This is a genomic window from Klenkia marina (genome assembly GCF_900101025.1).
In the GTDB taxonomy this organism is placed as follows: domain Bacteria; phylum Actinomycetota; class Actinomycetes; order Mycobacteriales; family Geodermatophilaceae; genus Klenkia; species Klenkia marina.
This window is the reverse complement of the sequence record NZ_FMUH01000001.1, coordinates 967264-990811: the sequence shown is the minus strand read 5'-3', so window position 1 is coordinate 990811 and position 23548 is coordinate 967264. Positions and strand designations below refer to the sequence as shown.

The window sequence follows — 23548 nt, the reverse complement described above, 5'->3', positions numbered from 1 at the left end:
GGACCTCCCGGGGGTGGGCCGTGCGCCGGCCCACCCCCGGTGGCTCAGCTGTGCTGCATCCAGACGCGGCGACGCCCGGCCTTGGTGCGCTCGCTGCGCATGGCCTCCACGCGGGCGGCCTGCTCGGGGGTGGCGCGGTGCTCGGCGACGGCGATCTCCGCCGCGCGGATCTCGGCCTCGGCTCGGCGCTCGGCGGCGGTGCGGGGCGGCAGCTCCGGCTCCTCCTCGAGCTGCGGTGAGCCGGTGACCAGGTTGGCCCGGTAGGGGTTGTCCTCGGGCAGGTTCCCGCTGACCCGGCCGTACAGGCCCAGGGTGAGCAGCAGGATGCCCACGACGATCGAGAACACGACGTTGGACATGCCGAAGCCGAGCACGTTCAGCCCGGTGTTGAGCACGACCAGGTGCCAGAACGCCGACAGCAGGAAGGCCGTGCCGACCCCGGTCATCACCAACCCGGAGATGCGCCCGCCCTTCACCGCGGCCGCCACCAGCAGGGCTGCCGTGGCCAGCGAGATCGTGGACAGCAGACCGTTGGAGGACAGGCCGACGACCTGGCCCCCGGTGTCGAAGTAGTCCAGGCCGCCGATGAAGCCCAGCAGTCCGAAGACGGCGAGCACGGCGGCGACGGTGAACGCACCGGCGCGGTGCACGCGCACGACGCGGCGGGCGGTGGGGGTCGAGACGACGTCCTCGTGGACCCGCGGCTGCGCCCGACGGGCCGGGGATGGTGCGATGCTCATGGCTGCCTCCTGGCGCTCGTGGCTGAACGACAGCACCCGAGGTACCCGGCTCCGCGGGGAGTAACCACGATTTACGCCGCTGGGGCGATCACCACCGGCGGCGCCGGCTGAGCGCGTCGGCCACCGCGGCCTCCATCGCCGCGCGGGCCTGCCCGCCGCCCTCGACGAGGGCGGCCAGGGCGCTGCCGTCGGCGAGGGCGACCAGGCGGTGCGCGGGCACGGGGCGGTGGCCGCCCCGTGCGACCACCGCGACGACCAGCTCGTCGAGCCGGGCGCGGGTCTCGCGCAGGGTCTCGCGCAGCTCGGGGTGGCGGCCGCCGGCCAGCCAGCGCTCGTAGAACGCCTGCACCTGCTCGTCGGTGTGCCGGTCGACGCCCAGCAGCACGTCGGCCAGGCGGGCCGCGGTCTCCCGCGAGCTGCGCCGGGCGGCGGGCAGCGCCTCCACCACCGCGCGGGCGGCTGCGGTGTCCTGCTCGCCGACCCGGGCGACGGCGGCCACCCGAAGCTCGGCGAGGTCGCGGAAGTAGTAGGTGGTGGCTGCCAGCGGCAGGCCGGCCGCTGCGGCGACGGCCCGGTGGGAGACGGCGGCGGGACCGGCCTCCACCACGAGCCCGGCCGCGGCCGCCACGAGGACCTCGCGCCGTGCCTCTCCCTTGGGCGTGCCCATCAGTGCGCCGAGGACGGCGCCAGGTTCAGCCCGACCACGCCGGCCACGATCAGCAGGATGGACAGGATGCGCGCCGTGCCCACCGGGTCGCCGAGCAGCCACATGCCCACGATCGCCGTGCCCGCGGCACCGATGCCGGTCCAGACCGCGTAGGCGGTGCCCACCGGCAGGTCACGCAGGGCGATGCTGAGCAGAGTGAAGCTGACGGCGGCGCAGACGATGAACGAGGCCGTCCACCAGTGCCGGCTGAACCCCTCGGAGTTCTTCAGCGAGACGGCGAACGCGGTCTCGAACAGGCCGGCGACGACCACCAGGACCCAGGCCACGGCGGCCTCCTCTCGATGCGGATCGGTACGACCGTACCTGAATACCGGTACGTCCGTACCGGAGAGCCTCCCGGTTACCGTGGGGGCGTGGAGCAGGACTGGGCAGGCACGTACACCTACACCGCACCCGTGGTGCGCCCGCGGGACGTCGCGCACCTGCAGGAGGTCGTGCGCGGTGCGACGGCGGTGCGCGCCCTGGGCACGAGGCACACCTTCAACGGACTGGCCGACTCACCCGGCGTGCTGGTCGACCTCACCGCGCTGCCCGACCGGGTCGACGTCCGCCCCGACGGCACGGTCGCGGTCACGGCCGGGACGACGTTCGGCGCACTGGCCCGCGAGCTGCACCGGCAGGGCCGGGCGCTGCACAACCTGGGCTCGCTGCCGCACATCTCGGTGGGCGGTGCGGTGGCCACCGGCACCCACGGCTCCGGCGACCGGGCCGGTGCCCTGGCCACGGCCGTGCGCGCGTTCACCGTCGTGGGCCCGGACGGCGAGCTGCGCACCGTGCAGGGCGCCGACGTCGCGGCCCAGGCGGTGTCCCTCGGGGCCCTCGGTGTCGTGACCGAGCTGGTGCTGGCCACCGAACCCACCTACGACGTGCGCCAGGACGTGTACCGCGGGCTGGCCACCGCCGACGTGGCCGACGCCTTCGGGGCCGGCGACAGCGTCAGCGCCTTCACCCGCTGGGACGGCGTCGCCGACCTCTGGGTGAAGACCCGGCTGCCGGCCCGGGTGCCCGACGCGGTGGCCGGAGCCCCCCGGGACCCCGAGAGCCGCGACCGGATCACCGACGAGATCGTCGGCAACGTGACCCCGCAGGGCGGGGAGCCGGGGCCGTGGCACGAACGGCTGCCGCACTTCCGGCACGACAGCACCCCCAGCAACGGCGACGAGGTGCAGTCGGAGTTCTTCGTGGACCGGGCCGACGCGGCGGCGGCGATCGCGGCGGTGGCCGCCGTCGGTGACCGCATCCGGGACCACCTGGTGGTGGGGGAGCTGCGCACGGTGGCCGCCGACGACCTCTGGCTGTCGATGGCCCACGGTCGCGACTCGCTCGCCGTCCACTTCACCTGGCGTCGTGCGGCCGGGACGCACGAGGTGGCGATCCCGGCGGTGCAGGAGGCGCTGGCCCCCTTCGGCGCCCGCCCGCACTGGGGCAAGGCGCACACCGTGCACGACCTGCCCGCCGTCGTGCCCCGGCTGGCGCAGGCCCGCGAGCTGTTCGACTCCCTGGACCCGGCCGGCGTGTTCAGCTCGCCCCGGCTGGTCGCGCTCGGCGTGCGCTCGAGCAGCTAGGGGGCATCCCGGACCACGGGGCAGCTCATGCACCGCGGGCCGCCCCGACCGCTGCCCAGCTGGTCACCGGCGATGGCCACCACCTCGATGCCGGCGGCCTCCAGCGCCTTGTTCGTGACGGTGTTGCGCTCGTAGGCCACCGCCAACCGCGGCCCGATGCACAGGGTGTTGTTGCCGTCGTCCCACTGCTCGCGCTCGGCGGTGACCGGGTCGAGGCCGGTGTCGACGATCCGCAGCCGGTCGATGCCCATGGCCGACGCGGCGGCGGTGAGGAACGGCTCCGGGCCCGTGATCCGCAGGTCGCCGGTGTCGGGGTCCTCGCCCGAGCGCACCGTCCACGCGGCGAGGGTGTCGGCGACCGCGGGGTACATGACCATCGCGTCGACGTCGACCATCGTGGCGATGGTGTCCAGGTGCATGGTCGCCCGCTCCTGGGCGATCGGCACCACCAGCACCGTGTGCGCCAGGCCGCGGGCGAACACCCGCCGGGCCAGCCGCTCGGCCCCGCCCGCCGTGGTGCGCTCGCCCACCCCGACCGCCAGCACGCCCGGCGCCAGGGCCAGCACGTCGCCGCCCTCGAGGTGCTCCAGCGACGGGTCGTACAGCCGCTGCGGTCCGCCGAACCGCGGGTGGTGGTCGTAGATCGCACCGGTGATGGTCGACTCGCGGTGCCGGGCCGGCATCGCCAGCGACGTGACCGCCACCTGGTCGCCGACCCACACGCTGGAGTCACGGGTGAACAGCAGGTTGGGCAGCGGCCGCACCACGAAGTCGCCCGGGCCCATCAGCTCGAACGCCAACCCCCGGGCACCGGGCAGCTCGTCGTGCGCCACCCCGCCGATGAGCGCCGCCGCCAGGTCGGTCGAGGCCAGCCCCGACAGGTGCTCGACGCAGGTGCGCTGCAGGGTCTCGCCGATCCGGGGGTCGTCGACGGCGGCGGCCACCAGCTGCTCGCGCGCGGCCGGGACCTCGAGCACCTCGGCCAGCAGCCGGTCGACGTGCAGCACCTCGACACCCCGGTCGGTGAGCGCCGCGGCGAACGCGTCGTGCTCCTCCTGCGCCTTGGCGACCCAGGGGACGCCGTCGAACAGCAGCTCGTCGTTGTTGCGCGGGGTCAGCCGGCGCAGCTCGGCGCCCGGGCGGTGCAGCACCACCGTGCGCAGCCGGCCGACCTCGCTGGTGACCAGGGGGGAGATCATGGGCAGACTGTGCCGGTGCACCAGGATGATCAGCAACCCGCGCCCGCCCAGCCCGCCTGGTTCGTGGTCGTGCTCGGTCTCGGCCTCGCGGTGGCCGTCGCGGCCCTGTGCTTCTTCGCGCTAGCCGCGCTGGGCGCCGAGCAGGTGGGCGCCGGCATCGTCGTCGTCGTCGGCCTGCTGGCCGCGGTGATCGGCGGGTTCCTGGCCCGCAGCGCCGCCGCGAAGCTGCCGCCGGTGGGCCGCGGGCCGCGCTGACCCGACCAGCACCCCGGCCACCACCAGCGCGCCCCAGGCCAGCTCGGTGCCCGACGTGGGCTCGCCCAGCAGCACCCAGGCCGCCGCGATGCCCACGACCGGCACCAGCATCGAGAACGGCGCCACCGACGACGACGGGTTGCGGCTCATCAACGCCGCCCACAGCCCCGAGCCGAGCAGGGTGCCCACCAGCACGGTGTAGGCCAGGCCGCCGAGGGCCAGCAGGCCGGTCGTCGTCCCCAGGCCGGTGAACCCGTCCCCGATGCGGGCGGGGCCCTCCACCACCAGCGAGACCGCCAGCATCGGCAGCGGCGGCACCACCGACATCCACAGCGTGAGCCGCAGCGGGTGCGGCGCACGGGCCTGGCGGGTGGCCAGGTTGCCCAGCGCCCAGCCCAGGCCGCCGCAGAGGGTCAGCAGCACCGGCAGCAGCAGCGCCCCGCCGTCGACGTCGGCCCGGTGGACGGCGATGCCGGCCAGCCCGGTGATCGCCACCGCCACACCCAAGCCCTGCCGGGCCGAGATCCGCTCGCGCAGCAGCACCCCGGCCAGCAGCACGGTGAACGGCGCCGAGGACTGCAGCACCAGCGAGGCGAGGCCGGTGGGCATCCCGACCGCCATGGCCAGGTAGAGGAACAGGAACTGCAGGACGCCGAAGCCGACCCCGTAGCCGAGCACCCACCGCCACGGCACGCCCGGCCGCGGCACCAGCAGCACGGTGGGGACGGCGATCACCGCGAACCGCAGCGCCACCAGGAAGAACGGCGGGAACTGCTCCAGCGACAGGTGGATCGCGATGAAGTTGAGCCCCCAGCAGACGGCGACGAGGCAGGCCAGCAGGCGGTCACGGGTGCTCACGCCGTCCACTCTGGGCGCTGCGTCCGTTCAGCACCATCTCCGATTGGTGGACCGTCGTTGTAGCGTCACTGCATGGACGTGCGTGCGCTGGAGACGCTCCGGGCCGTGCGCAGCCAGGGCGGGGTGACCGCCGCGGCCGCCGTCCTGCACCTCACGCCCTCGGCGGTGTCCCAGCAGCTGGCCGCCCTCGCCCGCGACGCCGGGGTGCCGCTCACCGAGCGCGTCGGCCGGGGGCTGCGGCTCACCGCGGCCGGCGACGCGCTCGCCGACGCCGCCGTCGACGTCGCGGTGGCCCTCGAGCGGGCGCGGGCCGCGTGCGCCGCCTGGGCGGGCTCGCCCACCGGGTCGGTGCGGGTGTCGGCCTTCCAGAGCGCGGCCCGCCTGCTGCTGCCCGTGCTGCTCACCCGGGTCGCGGCCATCGGCGGCATCGCGGTCGAGTGCGCCGACGAGGACGTCGCCCAGGACGCCTTCGCCGCGCTGACCGACCGGCACGACGTGGTGGTGGCCCACCGGCCCGCCGAGGGCGACCCGGGTTGGGGCGAGGGCGTCGTCGCCGTCCCCCTGCTGCGCGAACCGCTGGACGTCGCCGTCCCGGTGTCCTCCGCCCTCGCCGGTCGAGCCGCGCTCGAGCCGGGTGACCTCGCCGGCGTCGACTGGATCGCGGTCAAGGAGGGCTTCCCGGTCGCACGGGTCCTCGCCGACGTCGCTGCCCGGTCGGGTGCCACGCCCCGGGTGGTGCAGCGGATCAACGACTTCCACGTCGTGGAGGCCCTGGTCGCCGCGGGGCACGGCGTCGCGCTGCTGCCCCGCTACAGCTCCGGCGGGCACCCCGGCGTGCGGCTCGTCCCGCTGACCGGGGTGCGGGCCGGCCGGCAGGTGGACGCGCTCGTGCGGCCCGACGTCGCCCAGCGGCGGGTGGTCGCGGTGGTGCTCGAGGAGCTGGCGGCGGTGGCGGACGGGATCAGGCGGGCGCCGGCACCGACCGGAACACCCGGCTGAGCCCGGTCTGGGTCAGCAGCATGCGCAGCGACGCCGGCGGCTCGACCACCTCGAGCTCACCGCCGGCCCGCTTCTGCTTGCGGGCCAGGTGCACCAGCAGCTCGAGACCGGCCGAGCTCATGAACGTCACCCCGCGCGCGTCGACCCGGGCCGGCCAGTCGGCCGGGCGCACGGTCAGGCGGAAGTGCCGCACGACCTCCTTGTCAATCTCGCCGCTGAGGACGAGGAGGGAGCCCCCCTCGGTCAGCTCGACGGAACCGTGCTCGGGCGCTGCGGTCTCAACGTCCTGGGTCATGCCGGGCTGCATGTCCGCAGGAGCTGATCGGCAAACCCGACACGTGCTCGTTCAGGAGGGCAGCAGCACCCCGGGGTTGCAGATGCCTTCCGGGTCCAGCGTGGCCTTGACCGCGCGCAGCACGTCGACCCCGCGGGCGCCGATCTCCCGGTCCAGCCACGGGCGGTGGTCGGCGCCCACGGCGTGGTGGTGGGTCAGCGTGCCGCCGGCAGCCAGCACCGCGTCGGTGGCCGCCCGCTTGGCGGTCAGCCACTGCTGCAGCGGGAGGTCGTCGTCGCGGTCGGCGAGGACGGTGAGGTAGAGCGAGGCGCCGGTGGCGTAGCCGTGCGACACGTGCGTCATGACCAGCGGCTTCTTGCCCGGTGCGCTGAGCGACTCGCGCAGCGCCCGGCGGGCGGCGTCGTACACCGCGGGCAGCGCCGACCAGGTGGCCGCCGTCTCCAGCGTCTCGACCAGCAGACCGTGGTCGAGCAGCCGGTCGCGCAGGTAGGGCCCCTCGAAGCGGTGCCGCTCCCAGGCCTCGCCCACCCGGGCGCCGGCGCGCTTGCCGCCGTCCTCGCGCAGCAGCGAGGTGGCCGCCCGCTGCCGGGCGCGCACGATCGTGGGCAGCCCCTGCCAGCCCACCACCAGCAGGCACCCCGCGCCGTGCCCGCGGCTGCGCAGGGCCCCGCGCAGCGCCCGGGCGCCAGCACCACCCGAGAGCAGCAGGTTGGCCCGGGTCTCGTCGGGGTCGCTGAGCCGCACGACGTCGGGCAGCAGGTCGTGCCGGGCCAGCCGCTGCAGCGCCGCCAGACCCGCCGCCCAGCTGCGGAACGACCAGCCTTCGTACCCCTCGGTGCGCGGTCGGGGCCGCACCCGCAGCGTGACCTCCGTGATCACCCCGAGGGTGCCCTCCGAGCCCACGGCCAGGCCCAGCAGGTCCGGGCCCGCCGCCGAGGCCGGCGCGTGCCCGAGCTGGAGCACACCGGTGGGCGTGGCCAGGGTCAGCCCCTCGACCAGCTCGTCGAACCGACCCACCCCGGTCGAGGCCTGACCGGCGCTGCGGGTGGCCGCGTAGCCGCCCAGGGTGGCGAACTCCCAGCTCTGCGGGAGGTGGCCGAGGGTGAGGTCGTGCTCGGCGAGGGCGTCCTCCAGGGCCGGGCCGCGCATGCCCGGACCGGCGGTGACCAGCGAGCTCGGCACGTCGACCGACACCAACCCGGCCATGCGGGACAGGTCGACCACCACGACCGGGCGGTCGTCGACGTCGGTGCCCGACAGCCCGCCGACCACGCTGGTGCCGCCGCCGAAGGGGACGACGACCACCCCGTGCCGGCTGCACAGCTCCAGCAGCGCGGCGGTCTGCTCGGTGTCGGCCGGGGTCAGCACGGCGTCGGGGGCGTCGGAGGCGTCGCCCGAGCGGCGGCGCAGCAGGTCCAGGTAGCTCTTCCCGCCGGTGCGCCGCAGCCGCGACTCCCGGTCGTCGTGCACGTTCTCGACCCCCAGGAGCGTCACCAGCTCGGCGCGCACGGGCACCGGCAAGCGGCCGGGCGGCAGCTCGATCTGCTCGACCGGCACCGGTGGGGTGTGCCGCGGGGTCCAGCCCAGCTCGCGGGCCAGGTGCTTGCGGGCGGGCTTGGGCAGCGCCCGCCGGAGCGCGGCGTCGGCGGTCAGCTCGAGGGAGCCGCCCTCGGCGACGTGCGCGACGCGGGTCCCCGGGGGACCCCAGCCCTGGACGGTCAGTTCCGGTTGCTCGGCCACCGCCCCAGTCTGCCCGCCCGACCCCGCTGGCCGGGCTCCCGTACCTCGCCCGCACCCCGATCGCCCAGGTATCGGAAGCTCTACCCCGTCCATCGACCCCGTCCGGCGGGGTGGAGCTTCCGATACCCCGGGGCGGCGGGCAGGGTGGGGGCGTGGACGGGACGCGGCTGGACGCCGCCCGACGGGCACGCGACCTCGACCGGCTGGGCTCGGGGGTCGACGTCCTGGTGGTGGGCGGCGGGGTGACCGGCGCGGGTGTGGCCCTCGACGCCGCCGCCCGCGGGTTGTCGGTGCTGCTGTGCGAGCGCGCCGACCTGGCCGCGGGCACCAGCCGGTGGTCCTCCAAGCTCGTGCACGGCGGGCTGCGGTACCTGGCGCACGGGGAGGTCGGGCTGGCCCGCGAGTCCGCCCGTGAGCGCGCCGTCCTCATGGGCACCACCGCGCCGCACCTGGTGCGCCCGCTGCCGTTCTGCGTACCGGGTGCGGCCGGGTGGGACGTCGCCGCCGTCGCCGGCCTCGGCGGCGCGCTCGGCGACGGGGTGCGGACGTCGGTGCGCGGCGGCCGGGGTTCGCTCCCGCGGGCCCGGCGGGTGTCGGCCGCGGAGGTGGCCGCCTGGCTGCCGGCGGTGCGCCCGGGCGGCGGGGGCGCAGCGTTCTGGGACGGCCAGCTCACCGACGACGCCCGGCTGGTCGTCGCGCTGGCCCGCACGGCCGCCGGGTACGGGGCCGCGGTGCTCACGGGTGCCTCGGTGGTCGGCGTCGACGGGCGCACCGCCACGGTGCAGGTCGAGGGGCGGCGGGTCGAGGTGGAGGCCGGGGTGGTGGTCAACGCCGCCGGGGTCTGGTCGGCCGCCCTGGACGAGGCCGTCAGGCTCGTGCCCTCGCGGGGCTCGCACCTGGTGGTCCGGTCCGAGCGGCTGGGCCACCCGACCGCGGCGCTCACCGTGCCGCTGCCCGGGTCGCGGTCGCGGTACGTCTTCGCGCTGCCGCAGGACACCGGGCTGGTGTTCCTGGGCATCACCGACGAGCCGGTCGACGGTCCGGTCCCCGACGACGACCCGCAGCCCTCGGCCGCCGAGGTCGAGCAGCTCTTGGCGACCGTGAACCGGGTGCTGGTCGACCCGTTGACCAGCGCCGACGTGGTGGGCGCCTACGCCGGCCTGCGCCCGCTCGTGCTGCCGGCCGCCGCCGGGGCCGGACCGGGGGACGCGACGGCGGACCTCTCGCGCAAGCACCTGCTGCACCGGTCGGGAGCGGTGCTGACGGTGGTCGGCGGGAAGCTGACCACCTACCGGGCGATGGCCGAGGAGACGGTGGACGCCGCGGTGCAGCTGCTCGGCCGGGGTGCGCGGCGCTCGCCGACGGCCCGGTTGCCGCTGGTCGGTGCGGCCCCGCGCCGGGTGCTCGACCGGGTCGACGCCCCGCCGCGCCTGGTCGCCCGCTACGGCACCGAGGCCGCCCGGGTCCACGGGCTGGGCGCCGAACCGGTGGTGGCCGGCCGGCCCGAGACGGTGGGTGAGCTGCGCTTCGCCGTCCGGGTCGAGGGCGCGCGCAGCGTGGCCGACCTGCTGGACCGCCGCACGAGGATCGGCCTGGTGGCCGCCGACCGGCTGGCCGCGGTGGACCGGGCCGAGGCCGTCCTCGCCGAGCCCGCCGTCGCCGGCTGATCACCGCAGCGGAGGTGGAGCAGCGGGGGAGTCAGGCGGGGAGGCGGTAGAGGCGTCGGGCGTTCAGCTCGAGGACCGCGTCCCGGTGCTCCTCCGGGACCGCGGCGACCAGCAGGTCGAGGTCGGCGTCGGTGAAGGGGCGGCGGGCCCGCGTGCTGGGCAGGTCGGTGCCGGTGACCAGGGCCCGCGGGTCGACCGCGAGCACCTGCCGCACGGTGTCGGCGACGTCGAGCTCGACCCGGCCGAACCCCGTCGCCTTGACGACCGCGCCGGTCTCGACCAGCCGCAGCAGGTCGGGCAGGCCGTGGGCGTGCAGGCCGAGGTGGTCCACCGACACCTGCGGCAGCGCGTGCAGCACCGGGGCCAGCTCGGCCAGGTCGCGGGCGTCGACGTAGAGCTCGGTGTGCCAGCCGGCCAGCTCGTGCACGCGGCGGGCCAGCCGGTCGAGGTCGGCGGCCGGGGCCGACCCGCCGCGGCGCAGGTTGACCCGCACCGCCCGCACGCCGGCGGCGTCCAGCCGCAGCACCTCGGCGTCGGGGACGTCGGCCGGCAGCTGGGTGACCCCGACGAACCCGGGTCCCAGGCGCTCCAGCGCGGCCAGCAGGTAGGTCTGGTCGAAGGCCTGGAACGACCCGGAGACGACCGCGCCGCCGACCACGTCGAGGCCGGCGACCCGGGCCCGGTAGTCGGCCACGGTGAACGGCTCGGGCACGAAGCCCTGGTTGGGCACGAGCGGGAAGGCGGGGTCGACCACGTGGAGGTGGGCGTCGAACAGCCTCACAGGAACGCCTTCCCCTCGCCCCGGTAGGTGGGTACCGCGCCGACCAGCTCGTGACCGGAGACCAGGTGCAGCTCGCCCACCCGCTCGCACAGCTCACCGGCCTTGGCGTGCCGGAACCAGACGCGGTCACCCAGCCGCAGCTCGCCGGCGCGGGGGCCCAGCAGCGGGGTCTGGGCCTCGCCGGCGCCCTCGAGCGGGCTGTAGCGCAGGCCGCGTGGCCAGGTGATCACCGGCTGGCGGTCGGGCCCGGGCGGCCCCGAGGCGATCCAGCCACCGCCGAGCGCGGTGGCCACCCGCGGCGACGGGCGGCGCACCACGGGCTGCACGAAGAACGCGGCGGGCCGGGCCCGGAAGCGCCGGTAGGAGTCGAACAGCGCCGGCGCGTACAGCCCCGACCCGGCGGCGACCTCGGTGACCACGGGCTCGGCGGAGGTCTGCTCGACCGAGCCGGTGCCCCCGCCGTTGACGAACCGCAGCGGGGCCAGCGCCGACACGGCCTCGACCACGGCGGCCCGCCGCTCGGCCAGCTCGCGGGCCGATGCCCGCTGCACCGCCCGGACGGCGGCCTGGCGCAGGCGGGGCCCGGCGGCGTCGGCGGTGCCGGCGATCTGGCCCTCGTAGGCCATGAGTCCGTCGAGGTGCAGCCACGGCCGGGCCAGCACCGCCCGGGCCAGCGCGACCGCCTGCGCGGGGGTGCGCACCGGCGAGCGCAGCGGGCCCAGGTGCACCCGGCCGCCGAGCAGCTCGAGCGCGGCGTCGAGGTCGAGGCAGACCTTGACCGGGGCGGCGGGGGAGCGGCCCACGGCGGCCTCGACCACGTCGAGGGACTCGACCGAGTCGACCATGAGCGTGACCCGGGCGGCCAGGGCGGGGTCGGTGGCCAGCGCGGCGACCGCGTCGGTGTCGACGCTGGGGTAGCCGACGACGACGTCGTCGTGGTCGGCGGCGAGCCAGAGGGCCTCGGGCAGGGTCAGCGCGAGGACGCCGGCGAACCCGGGCCGGGCCAGCGCACGGTCGGACAGCACCCGGCAGCGGACGGACTTGCTGGCCAGCCGGATGGTGGTGCCCGGCGCGGCGCGGGCGGTGAGCGCTGCGGCGTTGGCGTCGAAGGCGTCGAGGTCGACGACGGCGAAGGGCGGTTGCAGCCCGGCGGTGGCCGAGCGGAGCGCGGCGAGCCGGTCGGTGCTCACGACGGCCGGGCCGCGGCCAGCAGGACGTCGGCCAGGGTCGACAGCACCTCGCGCGCCGCGTCGCCGTCGTGGTCGACCAGCCAGGTGAGCGCCAGGCCGTCGAGCGTGGAGTTGATCAGCCGGGCCAGCACCGGCACCGGGGTGGCCCAGGTGAAGCCGGCCGCGGCGGCGCTCTCGGTGAGGAACTGCTCGTGGACGTCGAGGTAGTGCCGGAACAACCGGGCCACCGCGGGCCGCAGCTCGGGGTGGCTGCGGGCGTACTGGGAGAGCTCGTAGCCGATGAGCTCGCGGTGCGGGTCGGCCTCGAGCCGCTCCCACAGCGCGGTGAGCGACCCGACGACGACGGTGCGCAGGTCGCCCTCGACCGAGAAGCCGGCGCGCACGTGGTCCAGCGTGCGGTCGGTGATCCGCTCGGCGGCGAGCACGAGCAGCTCCTCGCGCGAGTCGAAGCAGTAGTGGAAGGCGCTGAGGCTGGCGCCGGCCTCGGCCACGACGGCCCGTGTGGTGGCTGCGGCGACGCCGTCGCGCACGAGCACCCGCAGGGCAGCCTCGACGAGGTCCTCGCGGCGGTCGGCCAGCGCCTTGCGCACCACCGGCGCACGCCGCGCGGGGCTGCGTCGGGTCGCGGGTGGCATGCCCCGGATCGTCGCACGCCAGCGGCCCCCGGCACCACGGGACAGCTGTGTGGGTCATCTGACCCAGACACTTGACCTGGACGTGCGACCCAGCGCACACTCCCCAGCACCCGAGCACGGAGGAGACCCCGATGAGCAGCACCCCCACCGACCGCGGCGACGCCACCCTCGTCATCGGCGCCGGGCCCGCCGGTCTGGCCACCGCCCGCGCCCTGGCCGCCCGCGGGCTGCCCTACGACCACGTCGAGCGGCACGAGGGCGTCGGCGGCATCTGGGACATCGACGCGCCCGGCAGCCCCATGTACGAGGCCGCGCACTTCATCTCCAGCCGCACCCTCTCGGGCTTCCCGGGCTTCCCGATGGCCGAGGACCTCCCCGACTACCCCGACCACCGGCAGGTGCTGGCCTACCTGCGCGACTTCGCCGCCGCGTACCGCCTCGCCGAGCAGGTGGAGACCGGCCGCTCGGTGTCGGCGGTCGAGCGCGACGGCGACGGCTACCTGGTCACCCTGGGCGGCGGCGAGCAGCGCCGGTACGCCGCGGTGGTGTGCTGCAGCGGCGCGCAGTGGACCCCGCGCATGCCCGAGGTCCCGGCGGCCTTCACCGGCGAGGTGCGGCACAGCAAGGAGTACCGCGACCTCGACCAGCTGCGCGGCCGCCGGGTGCTGGTCATCGGCGGCGGCAACTCCGCCTGCGACATCGCCGTGGACGCCGCCCGGGCCGCCGAGCGCGCCGTGATCAGCATGCGGCGGGGCTACTGGTTCATCCCCAAGCACGTGTTCGGCGTCCCGTCCGACGTCTTCGCCGCCCGCGGCCCGCACCTGCCCAAGCGCATCGAGCAGGCCGTGTTCGGGTTCGTGCTGAACAAGCTCTACGGCAGGCCCGAGCGCCTCGGCCTGCCCAAGCCCGACCACCGGGTGTTCGAGACCCACCCGGTGCTCAACAGCAACCTGTTCCTGGCCCTGCAGCACGGCGACGTCGTCCCCCGGCCGGGCATCGCCGACATGGCCGGCACGACGGTCACCTTCACCGACGGCAGCACCGAGGACGTCGACCTGGTCATCGCCGCCACCGGCTACCGGCACACCATCCCGTACGCCGAGGGTCTGTTCACCGGCGAGGAGCACCCCGACCTCTACCTGACCGCGTTCTCCCGCGAGCACGAGGGACTGTTCGGCATCGGGTTCACCGAGACCAACTCCGGCGCCTACGGCCACTTCGACGGCCTGGCCCAGCTGGTCGCCGCGCACCTGGCCGACCGCCGCGACGACCCGGCGGCCTACGCGAGGTTCCGCTCGATGGTGCGGCACGAGCGCCCCGACCTCTCCGGGGGCATCCGGTTCGACGACTCGCCCCGGCACGCCGGCTACGTCGACGCCGACGCGCTGACCGCGTTCCGCCGCGAGGTGATGGGACGCATGTCCTGGCGGGCCGAGCACGGGACCCCCGCCCCGGCGCCGGCCGCGGTGCCGGCGTGATCGGCGAGGCGCTCGGCGAGCTGCGCCGGTTGCTGACCCACCGTACCTGGTCGGGCACCGGCCGGGTCGTCGTGGTCACCGGCGGGGCCGGGGGCATCGGCAGCGTGCTGTGCCACCGGCTGGCCGGCCGGGGCGCGTCGGTCGTCGTCGTCGACCGGGACGGCGAGCGGGCGGCGGCCGTGGCGGCCGGACTGCCCGGGCCGGGGCGGCACGCGGCGCTGGACGGCGACCTCACCGACCCGGCCCGCATCGAGGCCGTCCTGGCCGAGGTCGAGCGCCGCGCGGGGCGGATCGACGTGCTGGTCAACAACACCGGCATGACCAGCGCCGAGCGCTTCGGCGAGCGGTCGCTGGCCTCGATCGACCGCGAGATCGCCGTCAACACGCTCTCGCCGCTGCACGTGACTCGGCTGGCGTTGCCGCTGCTGCGCCGCTCGAGCGACCCGCGGGTGGTCACCACCGTCTCGCTGGCCGGGATCTTCCCGCAGGCCGAGACACCCATCTACTGCGCGTCGAAGTTCGGGCTGCGCGGGGCGATGCTGTCGATCGCGCTGGACCTGCACGCCGAGGGCATCCGGGTGGGCAGCGTGCTGCCCTCGGCGACCGACACCCCGATGCTGCGCCGCGAGGCGGTCGAGGGCGGCAACGCGCTGCAGTTCCAGAGCGGCCCGCCGCAGCGGGCCGAGGACGTCGTCGACGCCGTGCTCTCGCTGCTGGACCGGCCGCGTCTGGAGGTCTACCCCAAGCCGGCCGAGTCGCGACTGGTGCGGCTGGCGATGGCCGTCCCGAACCTGCTGCCCACGCTGATGCCGTTCTTCGCCGGCAAGGGCGAGGACGGCCAGCGCGCCTACCTGGAGGACCTGCTGCGCCGCGGCGAGGTCGTGCGGGACGGCGGCGGCTGGGCCCTGGCCCGGTGACCGGGCCGGCGGCCGGCCCGGACCGCCGCCCGGCAGGACCGCTGCTGTCGTCCCGTTGAATGGGACGGCGGTTCACTGATTGGGACGGTGAGGTGCACGATGCCCGCATGGACACCTACACGCACGGGCACGGCGACGCCGTCCTGCAGTCCCACCGGTGGCGCACCGCGGAGAACTCCGCGGCGTACCTGCTGCCGCACCTGCGGGCCGGGCTCGACGTGCTCGACGTGGGGTGCGGGCCGGGCACGATCACCGTCGACCTGGCCCGCCGGGTGGCCCCGGGGCGCGTGCTGGGCCTGGACGCCGCCCCGGCACCGCTGGGGGAGGCCCGCGACCTGGCCGACCGCGAGGGCGTCCCGGTCGAGTTCGCGGTCGACGACGTCTACGCCCTCGACCTGCCCGACGACTCGTTCGACGTCGTGCACGCCCACCAGGTGCTGCAGCACCTGACCGACCCGGTGGCCGCGCTGCGCGAGATGGCCCGGGTCTGCCGGCCGGGCGGGCTGGTCGCCGTCCGCGACGTCGACTACGCCGCCACCACCTGGTTCCCCGCCGACGACGGCCTGGACCGTTGGCTGGACCTCTACCGCCGGGTGGCGCGGCGCAACGACGCCGAGCCCGACGCCGGGCGCCGGTTGCGGGCCTGGGCGCACGCGGCCGGGCTGCGCGAGGAGACCGCGTCGGCCTCCACCTACTGCTACGCCTCGGACGCCGAGCGCCGCTGGTGGGGTGACTCGTGGGCCGGCCGGGCCACCGCGTCGTCGTTCGCCGAGCAGGCGGTGGCCTACGGCCTGGCGACGGCCGACGAGCTGGCCGAGGTGGCCGCGGCCTGGCAGCGCTGGGCCGCGGCGGACGACGGCTGGCTGGGCATGCTGCACGGGGAGCTGCTCGTGCGGATCCCTCGCTCAAGCTGACCGTCGGATGCGCCGATCACCTCCTGCGACGGCGTCACTGAGCCCGGTACCGGCCGGCTCAGTGACGCGGGTGGGCCTCGAGGGCGTGCAGGGAGCGGCGGACGCCGACGGTGACCGCGCCCAGGGCGAAGAACCCCTCGTCGTCGGGCACCTCCGAGCTGCGCAGCAGCTGGGTCAGCCGGTCCAGCGAGCCGACCGCCGCGTCGACGGCGTCGTCGCGGGCGTCCCGGCCGGGGCCGTGGTGGTACGGGATGCGCACCACCAGCGCCAGCGAGGACAGCGCGTCGGCCAGCACCCAGCCGGTGCCGTCGTCGACCCGGTCCAGGCCGCGCCGGTGCGGCTGGAACTCCGCGACCAGGTCGGTGAGGTCGTCGATGAGGACGGCGACCCGGTCGAGCGCGCGCGACTGCTCGCGGACCCGGTCGGCGGCGCCCTGCCACCGGGCCGCCCGGGGGTTGGCCCGCCGGGCCCGCTCGACCTGGGTCTCCGCGGTGCGCATGCGGTCCAGGGCGACCGAGAGCGCTGCACCGCGGCGGGCCCAGTCGTGCGGGTCGGGGACGGTGCCCCCGCGCACGGCGTCGGCCATGTCCACCAGGTGGGCGGCGACGAGCCCGCGCGTCACGGCGATGCGGTCGACCGCGACGGTGAGCATCATCGGCGGGAACAGCACGGTGGTCACCGCGACCCCGACGGCCGCGCCGAGCAGGGTGAGCCCGCCGTAGCGCAGCACGTAGGCGCCCGGGTCGTCGGTGCCGACGGTGATCATGAGGACGGCGGCGAAGCTGACCCAGCTGGCCTGCTCGCGCAGCAGCCGCCACTGCTCGACGACGATCGCCAGCGCCACGATGAGCGCGATCGTGAACGCGTTCGGCACCTCGCGGGTGAGCTCGTAGACCCCGGCGGCCAGCCCGAAGCCCAGGAACATCGCGGCCACCGTGCGCCAGGCGGCGCCGGCCGAGTCGGCCACCGTGGGGTGGACGGCGATGACCGCGCCCAGCGGGGCGTAGTAGGCGTAGTCCGACAGCGTCGGCGGCAGCAGCACCGCGATCTGCCAGGCCAGGCCGGCGGCCACCGAGGCCCGGACCCCCCGCTGCACCCACGGCCGACGCAGCACCTCGACGAGCTCCCTCACGCCGGAAGCGTGCCTCCTCAGCTCCCGGCGGGCTCGCCCGGGATGGTGAACAGCGGGGCCCACGGCTCGTCGGGCCCGATGGGGAACTGCACGCCCGGCGAGGTCGCCTGCACGGTCCAGCGGGCCTCGTGGACCTGACCGTGCCGGACCACCTCGTAGCCGGCCGGGTACTGGGCATCGGCGCGCCAGACGGGGTAGGGGCTGGTGGCCGGGTCGTCGAGCACGGGCTGGCGGGAGTCGGTGCGCACCACCTCGGTGACGGTGCCCGCGGCACCCGCGCTGCCGATGCGGCTGAACGCGGTGGTGAACGCGAGGGGTTCCTGGGCCACGCCGCTGCAGGTGTTGGAGTGCACGGCGACGTCGGTGAAGCCGGCGCCGCAGGGCTGGTCGCGGTTGATCGACCACATCGACAGCCGGCCGAGGCCGCGGTCACGGGCGAACGCGGTCAGGGCAGTCGCGTCCTCGACGGTGAAGACCTCGCCGTCGACGTCGTTCTGGCCGATCATCGGCGTCGCGCCCGGGCGGGCCCACAGGTCGGCGTCCTCCAGCGGTTCGCCGCGGTCCCGGTCGTGCTGGAGTCCGGCGGCCTGGTCGGCGCCCGCGACCTCACCCAGGACGACGTGCCCCGGGGTGTCCGGGTCGCGCTGGAGGACCCGCTGGTGGGCTAGGACAGCTGCAGCCGGGTCGAGCAGCAGCGACCCGCGTTCCTCGAGCTCGGCCGCGAGACCACGGTGGGGCTGGCAGCCGACCCGGCCCGCCGCGCCCTGCTGGCGGCCCTGGTGCCCTTCGCGCTCGCCCGGGACTGCGAGGTCGTCGCCAGCGGCGTGGAGACCGAGGACGAGCTCGCTGCCCTGCAGTCGTGCGGGGTCCGGCTGGGCCAGGGCTTCCTGCTGGGCCTGCCCGCCCCGGCGCCGGCCGCCGTCCGGCCCGCGCTGACCTGATCCGGCTGCCGCACCCGACCCGGTCCGTGCCCCGGTGGGCCGGGTCAGGCGGCCCGGGCGGCGGCGAGGCCGGCGGCGACGTACTCGTCCATGCCGGGCTCGTCGTGGAGGACGGCGGGGTCGACCAGCACCCAGCCGGCCAGCTCGCGGCCCTGCATGACCATGCGGGCGACCCCGTCGCGCTCGACGAGCTGGTCGGCCACCGCAGGCGCGCAGCGGACCATCAGACCCCCGCTGCCGCTGACGGCCACCGCCATCGCCCCGCCGACGAGGAACGCCAGCCCACCGAACATGCGCTTCTCGGTCACGTCCGGCACGCCGCCCAGCGACTCCCGCACCCGCCCGGCCAGGTCCTCGTCGTAGGCCACGGCCCCATCCTGCTCAGCAGGTGAAGCGGCCGACCGTGGTGCGCAGGTCGGTGGCCATCCGGGACAGCTCGTCCACGGCCACCCTGGTCTGGGACAGGGCCTGGGTGGTGGCGTCCGCGGCGCCGGAGACGCCGGTGATGTTGGCGGCGATCTCGGTGGTGCCGCCGGCGGCCTCGGCCACCGACCGGGACATCTCGTTGGTGGTGGCCGTCTGCTCCTCGACCGCGGAGGCGATGGTGAGCTGGTAGTCGTTGATCTGCCCGATCACGGTGCCGATCCGGCCGATGGCCTCGACCGCGCCGGTGGTGTCGGCCTGGATGGCCTCGACGCGGCGGGCGATGTCCTCGGTGGCCCGGGCGGTCTCCTGGGCCAGCTCCTTGACCTCGTTCGCGACGACCGCGAAGCCCTTGCCCGCCTCACCGGCACGGGCGGCCTCGATGGTCGCGTTGAGCGCCAGCAGGTTGGTCTGCTCGGCGATGCTCGTGATCACCTTGACCACGTCACCGATCTCCTTCGAGCTCAACCCCAGCTTCTGGATCGTTTGGTTCGTCGCCTCCGCCTCGCTGACCGCGTCGGCGGCGACCCGGGCGGCCTCGTTGGCGTTCTGCGCGATCTCCCGGATCGACGCCGACATCTCCTCGGCCCCGGCCGCGACCGTCGCGACCGACCGGGACACCTCGTCCGCGGCGCCGGAGACGACCGTGGACTGCACGCTGGTCTCCTCCGAGGACGCCGAGATCTGCGCCGCCGAGGCCGACAGCTCCTCGCTGGAGGCCGCCACCGCGTCGGCCGAGGTGGCGACGGTCGCGATGACGGAGCCCACGGCCGCGGCCGACTCGTTCAGCGAGGACTCCAGGCGCCCGAGCTCGCCGCCGGAGGTGTACGGCACCCGGGTGGTGAGGTCACCGCCGGCGACCGCCTCCAGCGCCTGGACCACCCGGGTCAGGGGGCGGGTGATGCTGCGGGTGACCACCACGCCGACCACGGCCAGCACCACGAAGGCGACCAGTGCGACGGTGATGGCCACGGCCCGGCCGGTGTCGGCCGCCGCGGCCACCGTCGAGGCGCTGCGGGCGTCGATGCTCCCCGCGACCGAGGCGGTCGCTGCGGCCACCGCGGAGTAGTGCTGGATCTCCTCGCCCAGGACGAGCCCGTTCGCCTGCTCGACGCCCTCGGGGGTGCCCAGCTGGTAGGCCGCGTAGACCCGCTGGTCGGTGTCCATGAAGTCGGCGAAGGCAGCCTGTGCGGAGGCGACCTGGGCCGTCTCGTCGGCGGTCAGCCCGTCCGCGGCGGCGAGCCGGCCCAGCAACCCGTCGAGGGTGTCGGCGGCGTCCACGAAGTGCTGGTGCGAGCTGTCGGACGAGGCGAGGTCGCGGCCGAGGTTGGCGTCGAGGGCGTAGGCGGTCTGCCAGCCGTTCCAGTCGGCGGCGGCGTACTTGGCCTCGGCGGCCAGCGAGGCCAGTTCGCGGGTGTGGTTGCTCTGCACCGTCGTGGTGCCGACGTGGCCGAACATGACGGCGCTGGAGAGCCCGATGGTGCCGAGGGCGAGGGCGGCGGTGCCGAACCCGACCCCCAGGCGCACGGGGACCGACCAGGTGTTCACGGGGTTGCGCACAGGGATGACCAATCGTCGTCGTTCTGAGCCGGAGCGCTCGTTGCCGCCCACAACGGCCGACTGCGCCACAACCTGTAGCTCAGCGCCGAGAAAGCGTTGCGTCTCCCTCCGGTGCCGGATCCGAGCCGTCCGGGATCGGAACGCCGATGGTGGGCGCGTGACGGACGTGTTCCCGATGTGTGAACTGCTGAGCTGGCCGTATGCCGTCGGGTGCCGGCTGTGGTCAGCTCCCTCCGACCGGTGGGGCCACGGCCGGGATGTCGACCTGACGACACGGCCGGGTCGGGTGACCGCGCCCCGATGAGGTCAGCGGGTGGCTGCGCCGAGGTCGAGCGTGGTGACCCAGCCCTGCACGGGCAGCGGGTAGCCGGTCAACCAGCCCTGCACGGCGTCGCAGCCCAGCCGGGCCAGCAGCTCGAGGTCGGCCGGTTCCTCGATGCCCTCGGCCAGCGCCGAGAGCCCCAGGTCGTGCGCCAGCCGGATGCTGTGCCCCACGATCACGGCGGCCGCGGCGTCCTTCGAGATCCCCGCGGTGAGCGAGCGGTCGAACTTGACCTCGTCGATGGGCAGCCGGTGCAGGTAGGCGAGCGAGCTGTAGCCGGTGCCGTAGTCGTCGACCGCGATGCGCACGCCGATCGACCGCAGCGCGGTGAGCGTCTGCAGCGCCCGGTCGGGGTCGAGCATGAGGGTGTCCTCGACGACCTCCACGGTGAGCGCCCGGGCCGGCAGCCCGTGCCGGTCCAGGGCACCGGTGATGCGGTGCGGCAGCAGTTCGTCGTCCAGGTCGACCGGGCTGAGGTTGACCGCGACGGGGACCTCGCGGGAGTCCCACCAGCTCGCCACGGCACCGAGGGCGAGGTCGAGCACCCGCTCGGCGACGGCAGCGCTGAGGTGCCCGTGCTCGGCGGCCCGCAGCACCTCGGCCGGGCCGAGCAGGCCGCGGGTGGGGTGGGCCCACCGCAGCAGGGCCTCGCAGCCCACCACGGTCGCGGTCGAGCCGGTGCCGTGCCCGACGATGCGGTGCTGGGGCTGGAAGTGCAGCAGCAGCTGGTCCTCGGCTGCCAGGGCGGCGTGCAGGTCGGCGACCCCGGTGAGCAGGCCGGCGTCCTGGGTGCGGCCGCAGCGGGCGGGGTCGTGCACGGCGCGGCCGCTCGTGCTGGCCTGCGCCTGGGCCAGCGCCTGGTCCGCGCAGCGCAGCAGGCCGTCGGTCATGCCGGGCTCGTCGGCCACCCCGTGGCTCACCGCCGTCCCGACGTTGACCGTGAGGTGCAACCGGTGCTGGCCGACGTCGAACGGGCGACCGAGCTGCGCACGCGCCTCGCTGGCCAGCAGGTCGGCGCGGGTGGGGTCGGTGCCCGGGAAGGCCAGGGCGAAGTCGTCGCCGTCGATGCGGGCGGCCACGGTGCCCGGCCCGGCCAGCCGGGCCAGGCGCGTGGCCACCCGGCGCAGCACCTCGTCGCCGGTCTCGTGGCCGGCCTCCTCGTTGACCCGGCGGAACCCGTCGAGGTCCAGCGCCAGCAAGGTCACCGGGTCACCCGCGGCCGACCAGCGGTCCAGCGCCGCACCGAGCCCGCGCCGGTTCAGCAGCCCGGTGAGCGGATCGGTGCGGGCGTCGGCGAGCTGGGCGAGCGCGTCGCGGGCCACCTGGAGGACGAGGTGGAACCGGATGCCCACGAGGGCGAGGCTGCCGCAGCCCCCGAGCAGGGCGGGGACGAGCCACTGCTGCACGTCGAGCCGGGTGTCGGCGACGTACACGGCGAGCAGGATGGCGCCACCGCTGGAGAACGGGATGAGGTGCGACCGGGCGTCGAGCCGGTCGGCGGTGGTCAGCAGCCGGTCGCGGGTGCGCACCGACCGGTCGGTGGCCCAGGCCAGCGCCAGGCAGGCCGCCGCGCTCAGCGCGGCGGCGGGCGGGGTGGCGATCCTGCCGTCGCGGTGCAGGGTGTAGCCGTTGACCAGGTCGGCCGCCAGCACCAGCACGGTGCCGACCAGGAGCAGGGCGACCCCGCCCGTGCGACCGGGCCGCAGCGCGGAGAACAGGGCCGCGGAGCCGGCCACGAGCGCGACGTCGCACGCCGTGAGCAGCAGGACGGCGACGACGGTGGCCACGGGCTGCCGCTCGTCGAGCCCGATCCACACCACGGTGCCGGCGACGGCGGCGATGGCCAGGGCGGCGCTCGCCGCGTCGAGGGCCAGCGCCGACCCCAGCAGCCGGCCGTGCACGCGCCGCACCAGCCAGACCAGGACGGCGGCGAGGCAGAGCTGGCCCAGCAGGTGGCCGGCCGGGAGCAGCCAGCCGAGGGTGCTGGGCCCGCCGACCGGCAGCAGCCGCGCGCCGACCGCGGCGACGCCCAGGGCGACCAGCCCACCGGCCAGCACCACCCGGGTGCGCCCGCCCGGGAGGTCGGGGCGCCGCCGGGTCAGGGTCACCACGACGGCGACCCCGTGCACGACGGCCAGCACCAGGACGTCGACCACGACGCGCCAGGTGCCGGCGCCCGTGGTGCCGACGGCGAGCACGAACCACGCGGCGAGCACCCCCGCGGCCGCGCCCAGGGCGGCCAGCACCGGGTCGTGACGGGGGAGCCGGCTCATCGTCACCTGTCAGCGGTCGGACGAGCGGCGGGGGTGCCGCTCGTCCGACCGTTCTCGGCGGCCCGCCGGCCCGACCTGACCGGTACCGTGCCGTTCCACCCCGCACGGGGGAGGACGACCGGGCGTCGCTAGGCGGCGTGGCGGGCGGCGTTGGCCTGGCAGGCCGTCGACAGGTACGCCGCGAGACCGGGCGCGATGCCCTCGTAGTACGCGGTGAACCGCTCGTCGTCGGTGTACATCCGGCCCAGGCAGGCGTGCAGCTCGTGGCTGCAGTCGTAGAACCGGCGGCTGATGTGCTGCCGGTGCTCCTCGGCCAGGTCCATCGCGCGCTCGCCGTCGGCCGGCGCCCCCTCGGCCAGCGCGGCCGCCAGCCGCCGCTCGAGGTCGTCGGTCTCGGCCTTGATGTCCAGCCAGTCCTGCTTGGAGTAGGCCGCGGTGCGGGCCTGGGACTGCGACCACTCGGTGGTGTCGCCCCAGCGCTGCTCCGCCTCGTCGGCGTACTCCTCGGGCAGCCAGTCGCCGAACACCTCGAGCTTCTCCTGCGGGGTCATGGGTGTGCCCATGTCCAGTGCCTCCATCTCCTTCTCGACGGCCGCCACCATGCGGTCGGTCCGGTCCCGCTGCTCCAGGAGCAGCTGGTGCTGCCGGCGCAGGTGCTCACCCGCGTCGACGTCCGGGTCGTCCAGCAGCGATCCGATCTCCTCGAGGCCGAAGCCGAGCCCGCGGTAGACCAGCACCTGCTGCAGCCGGTCCACGTCGGACAGCTCGTAGACGCGGTAGCCGGCCGAGGTGCGGCCGGACGGGGTCAGCAACCCGATCCGGTCGTAGTGGTGCAGCGTGCGCACCGTCACCCCGGCCAGCGCGGCCAGTTCCCCCACCGTGTGGCTCATGCCTTCTGCCTCCTCGACGAGACCGATGGAAGTGCCTGACGTCGCGT

Annotated in this window: 22 protein-coding genes and 1 pseudogene; 7 read left to right on the top strand and 16 right to left on the bottom strand. The window is 75.7% G+C overall.

The genetic code is table 11. The features are described 5' to 3' along the window. Positions 1 to 44: 44 nt before the first annotated feature. The 3 genes from BLP29_RS04830 to BLP29_RS04820 all read right to left on the bottom strand — a co-directional run bounded on the left by BLP29_RS04830 (position 45) and on the right by BLP29_RS04820 (position 1733). A complete protein-coding gene (locus tag BLP29_RS04830) occupies positions 45 to 740 on the bottom strand; it encodes a DUF4383 domain-containing protein (protein WP_092800866.1) in 696 nt (231 codons plus the stop codon). Positions 741 to 828: 88 nt separating this feature from the next. Continuing rightward, positions 829 to 1407: a TetR/AcrR family transcriptional regulator gene (locus BLP29_RS04825; protein WP_092800252.1), complete on the bottom strand. Its 579-nt coding sequence runs from the start codon at positions 1405 to 1407 to the stop codon at positions 829 to 831. Continuing rightward, positions 1407 to 1733 carry a DMT family transporter gene (locus BLP29_RS04820; protein WP_092800249.1) on the bottom strand — a complete coding sequence of 109 codons (327 nt, stop codon included), beginning with the start codon at positions 1731 to 1733 and terminating at the stop codon, positions 1407 to 1409. The genes BLP29_RS04825 and BLP29_RS04820 overlap by 1 nt, the downstream gene beginning before the upstream one ends. Before the next feature lie 87 nt (positions 1734 to 1820). On the opposite strand from BLP29_RS04820, the gene BLP29_RS04815 reads away from it, so the two are divergent. Further along, positions 1821 to 3032: an FAD-binding protein gene (locus BLP29_RS04815; protein WP_207798296.1), complete on the top strand. Its 1212-nt coding sequence runs from the start codon at positions 1821 to 1823 to the stop codon at positions 3030 to 3032. Here BLP29_RS04815 and BLP29_RS04810 read toward each other — a convergent pair. Both BLP29_RS04810 and BLP29_RS04805 read right to left on the bottom strand, forming a co-directional pair. Beyond that, positions 3029 to 4231, bottom strand: coding sequence for an arginine deiminase (locus BLP29_RS04810; protein WP_092800863.1), 1203 nt, complete (start codon positions 4229 to 4231; stop codon positions 3029 to 3031). The genes BLP29_RS04815 and BLP29_RS04810 overlap by 4 nt on opposite strands. 120 nt (positions 4232 to 4351) lie before the next feature. After that, on the bottom strand, positions 4352 to 5344 hold the full coding sequence (locus BLP29_RS04805) for an EamA family transporter (RefSeq protein WP_092800243.1): 993 nt from the start codon (positions 5342 to 5344) through the stop codon (positions 4352 to 4354). A 72-nt stretch (positions 5345 to 5416) separates the two neighbouring features. Here BLP29_RS04805 and BLP29_RS04800 point away from each other — a divergent pair, with 72 nt between their 5' ends. Beyond that, positions 5417 to 6343, top strand: coding sequence for a LysR family transcriptional regulator (locus BLP29_RS04800; RefSeq protein ID WP_092800240.1), 927 nt, complete (start codon positions 5417 to 5419; stop codon positions 6341 to 6343). Here BLP29_RS04800 and BLP29_RS04795 read toward each other — a convergent pair. Further along, a complete protein-coding gene (locus tag BLP29_RS04795; RefSeq protein ID WP_165839280.1) occupies positions 6306 to 6638 on the bottom strand; it encodes an STAS domain-containing protein in 333 nt (110 codons plus the stop codon). The two genes, BLP29_RS04800 and BLP29_RS04795, sit on opposite strands and share 38 nt — an antisense overlap. Positions 6639 to 6689: 51 nt before the next feature. Next, positions 6690 to 8378, bottom strand: coding sequence for an FAD-binding oxidoreductase (locus tag BLP29_RS04790; protein WP_092800234.1), 1689 nt, complete (start codon positions 8376 to 8378; stop codon positions 6690 to 6692). A 152-nt stretch (positions 8379 to 8530) separates the two neighbouring features. Between BLP29_RS04790 and BLP29_RS04785 the strand changes: the two genes are divergently transcribed. Continuing rightward, positions 8531 to 10045 (top strand): glycerol-3-phosphate dehydrogenase/oxidase, encoded by a 1515-nt coding sequence (locus tag BLP29_RS04785; RefSeq protein ID WP_092800231.1) that lies wholly within the window; start codon positions 8531 to 8533, stop codon positions 10043 to 10045. 31 nt (positions 10046 to 10076) lie between these two features. Here BLP29_RS04785 and BLP29_RS04780 read toward each other — a convergent pair whose 3' ends face one another. The 3 genes from BLP29_RS04780 to BLP29_RS04770 are packed head-to-tail and all read right to left on the bottom strand — an operon-like array spanning position 10077 to position 12651. Then, complete coding sequence (locus tag BLP29_RS04780) at positions 10077 to 10826, bottom strand: amidohydrolase family protein (protein WP_207798295.1); 750 nt, start codon at positions 10824 to 10826, stop codon at positions 10077 to 10079. After that, positions 10823 to 12016, bottom strand: a complete 1194-nt coding sequence (locus BLP29_RS04775; protein WP_092800228.1) for an alanine racemase — start codon at positions 12014 to 12016, stop codon at positions 10823 to 10825. Before BLP29_RS04775 ends, BLP29_RS04780 begins: the two co-directional genes overlap by 4 nt. Further along, a complete protein-coding gene (locus tag BLP29_RS04770; RefSeq protein ID WP_092800225.1) occupies positions 12013 to 12651 on the bottom strand; it encodes a TetR/AcrR family transcriptional regulator in 639 nt (212 codons plus the stop codon). Before BLP29_RS04770 ends, BLP29_RS04775 begins: the two co-directional genes overlap by 4 nt. A 131-nt stretch (positions 12652 to 12782) precedes the next feature. Between BLP29_RS04770 and BLP29_RS04765 the strand changes: the two genes are divergently transcribed. The 3 genes from BLP29_RS04765 to BLP29_RS04755 all read left to right on the top strand — a co-directional run bounded on the left by BLP29_RS04765 (position 12783) and on the right by BLP29_RS04755 (position 15960). Further along, positions 12783 to 14129 (top strand): flavin-containing monooxygenase, encoded by a 1347-nt coding sequence (locus tag BLP29_RS04765; protein ID WP_092800222.1) that lies wholly within the window; start codon positions 12783 to 12785, stop codon positions 14127 to 14129. Next, positions 14126 to 15046, top strand: a complete 921-nt coding sequence (locus BLP29_RS04760; protein WP_207798294.1) for an SDR family NAD(P)-dependent oxidoreductase — start codon at positions 14126 to 14128, stop codon at positions 15044 to 15046. Before BLP29_RS04765 ends, BLP29_RS04760 begins: the two co-directional genes overlap by 4 nt. Before the next feature lie 107 nt (positions 15047 to 15153). Continuing rightward, positions 15154 to 15960, top strand: a complete 807-nt coding sequence (locus BLP29_RS04755) for a methyltransferase domain-containing protein (protein WP_092800219.1) — start codon at positions 15154 to 15156, stop codon at positions 15958 to 15960. 58 nt (positions 15961 to 16018) lie between these two features. Here BLP29_RS04755 and BLP29_RS04750 read toward each other — a convergent pair whose 3' ends face one another. Both BLP29_RS04750 and BLP29_RS20925 read right to left on the bottom strand, forming a co-directional pair. Continuing rightward, complete coding sequence (locus tag BLP29_RS04750) at positions 16019 to 17092, bottom strand: FUSC family protein (protein ID WP_165839279.1); 1074 nt, start codon at positions 17090 to 17092, stop codon at positions 16019 to 16021. 17 nt (positions 17093 to 17109) lie between these two features. Further along, complete coding sequence (locus BLP29_RS20925; RefSeq protein ID WP_165839278.1) at positions 17110 to 17598, bottom strand: glycoside hydrolase family 18 protein; 489 nt, start codon at positions 17596 to 17598, stop codon at positions 17110 to 17112. Positions 17599 to 17775: 177 nt separating this feature from the next. Between BLP29_RS20925 and BLP29_RS04745 the strand changes: the two are divergent. Then, positions 17776 to 18033: pseudogene (locus tag BLP29_RS04745) on the top strand (EAL domain-containing protein); the annotation flags it as partial. Positions 18034 to 18077: 44 nt separating this feature from the next. On the opposite strand, the gene BLP29_RS04740 reads toward BLP29_RS04745, so the two are convergent. The 4 genes from BLP29_RS04740 to BLP29_RS04725 form a co-directional block, all read right to left on the bottom strand. Next, positions 18078 to 18401: a TfoX/Sxy family protein gene (locus BLP29_RS04740; RefSeq protein WP_092800213.1), complete on the bottom strand. Its 324-nt coding sequence runs from the start codon at positions 18399 to 18401 to the stop codon at positions 18078 to 18080. Positions 18402 to 18414: 13 nt separating this feature from the next. Next, on the bottom strand, positions 18415 to 20016 hold the full coding sequence (locus BLP29_RS04735; protein ID WP_243469689.1) for a methyl-accepting chemotaxis protein: 1602 nt from the start codon (positions 20014 to 20016) through the stop codon (positions 18415 to 18417). Between the two features lie 306 nt (positions 20017 to 20322). Next, on the bottom strand, positions 20323 to 22611 hold the full coding sequence (locus BLP29_RS04730) for a putative bifunctional diguanylate cyclase/phosphodiesterase (RefSeq protein WP_133379031.1): 2289 nt from the start codon (positions 22609 to 22611) through the stop codon (positions 20323 to 20325). A gap of 128 nt (positions 22612 to 22739) precedes the next feature. Continuing rightward, positions 22740 to 23501, bottom strand: a complete 762-nt coding sequence (locus BLP29_RS04725; RefSeq protein ID WP_092800207.1) for a MerR family transcriptional regulator — start codon at positions 23499 to 23501, stop codon at positions 22740 to 22742. Between the last annotated feature and the right edge of the window lie 47 nt (positions 23502 to 23548).

Excerpts from the sequence above, each read along its gene's own strand:
- BLP29_RS04810 (WP_092800863.1), bottom strand. The coding sequence starts at position 4,231 with ATGATCTCCCCCCTGGTCACCAGCGAGGTCGGCCGGCTGCGCACGGTG.
- BLP29_RS20925 (WP_165839278.1), bottom strand. The coding sequence starts at position 17,598 with ATGATCGGCCAGAACGACGTCGACGGCGAGGTCTTCACCGTCGAGGAC.
- BLP29_RS04825 (WP_092800252.1), bottom strand. The coding sequence starts at position 1,407 with ATGGGCACGCCCAAGGGAGAGGCACGGCGCGAGGTCCTCGTGGCGGCC.
- BLP29_RS04730 (WP_133379031.1), bottom strand. The coding sequence starts at position 22,611 with ATGAGCCGGCTCCCCCGTCACGACCCGGTGCTGGCCGCCCTGGGCGCG.
- BLP29_RS04755 (WP_092800219.1), top strand. The coding sequence starts at position 15,154 with ATGGACACCTACACGCACGGGCACGGCGACGCCGTCCTGCAGTCCCAC.
- BLP29_RS04830 (WP_092800866.1), bottom strand. The coding sequence starts at position 740 with ATGAGCATCGCACCATCCCCGGCCCGTCGGGCGCAGCCGCGGGTCCAC.
- BLP29_RS04725 (WP_092800207.1), bottom strand. The coding sequence starts at position 23,501 with ATGAGCCACACGGTGGGGGAACTGGCCGCGCTGGCCGGGGTGACGGTG.
- BLP29_RS04800 (WP_092800240.1), top strand. The coding sequence starts at position 5,417 with ATGGACGTGCGTGCGCTGGAGACGCTCCGGGCCGTGCGCAGCCAGGGC.
- BLP29_RS04770 (WP_092800225.1), bottom strand. The coding sequence starts at position 12,651 with ATGCCACCCGCGACCCGACGCAGCCCCGCGCGGCGTGCGCCGGTGGTG.
- BLP29_RS04795 (WP_165839280.1), bottom strand. The coding sequence starts at position 6,638 with ATGACCCAGGACGTTGAGACCGCAGCGCCCGAGCACGGTTCCGTCGAG.
- BLP29_RS04765 (WP_092800222.1), top strand. The coding sequence starts at position 12,783 with ATGAGCAGCACCCCCACCGACCGCGGCGACGCCACCCTCGTCATCGGC.